At 60.6% G+C, this 660-nt stretch carries 2 protein-coding genes; one reads left to right on the forward strand and one right to left on the reverse strand.

Annotated features, from left to right (window positions below; translation table 11 throughout):
- On the reverse strand, positions 1–202 hold a 202-nt coding region (locus NWF34_RS25330), incomplete at its 3' end, for a TetR/AcrR family transcriptional regulator (protein ID WP_258326409.1).
- Positions 203–317: 115 nt separating this feature from the next.
- Between NWF34_RS25330 and NWF34_RS25335 the strand changes: the two genes are divergently transcribed.
- Positions 318–660 (forward strand): PaaI family thioesterase (locus tag NWF34_RS25335; protein WP_258326410.1); only part of this gene is annotated, 343 nt, incomplete at its 3' end.

Raw genomic sequence — 660 nt, forward strand, 5'->3', positions numbered from 1 at the left:
CGAAGGCAGCCGCCACCAGATCTGTGGAGCTCTCGAAGTGACGATACAAGGTGGTGCGAGCAACACGAGACAGTCGAGTGACCGCCTCCACGGTAACGGCTTCGACCCCGCCACTGTTCAGTAAGGTCACCGCAGCGTCCAACAAACGCTGACGCGACCGAACCCGCCTCGGGTCAACATCGTCGGAATCGATGGTTTCCACCCTGGCCACTCCCTATGAACCAATAATCAAGAACCTCTGACTGCACAACAATACCGTCGGTAACAGAGCGAAACTGCCGGTGGCGGTACCGATTGAAGGCTCAGGAAGGTCACTGATGAGTGGCGACAAGCAACTACCAGCACACGCACCATGGTGCATGGGATGCGGCGAAGATAACCCCAATGGCCTGCACCTCGAGGTATACCTGCACGGCGACCACGTCTATGCCGACCTGCAATTCGACGAGCGCCACTCAGGAGCCCCGGGACTCGCCCACGGCGGAGCCATCTCAGCGGCATGCGACGACATCATGGGTTTCACCCTGTGGATCGCCGAAACACCCGCAGTCACCCGAACCCTCACCGTGGAGTATCGACGCCCGGTCCCACTGCACACCCCCGTGCACATCACCGCCTCCCTCGTCGACGAAACCGACCGCGCGCTCTTCATCGAAGCCA

The sequence above is a fragment of the Gordonia sp. GONU genome, from assembly GCF_024733855.1.
In the GTDB taxonomy this organism is placed as follows: domain Bacteria; phylum Actinomycetota; class Actinomycetes; order Mycobacteriales; family Mycobacteriaceae; genus Gordonia; species Gordonia amicalis.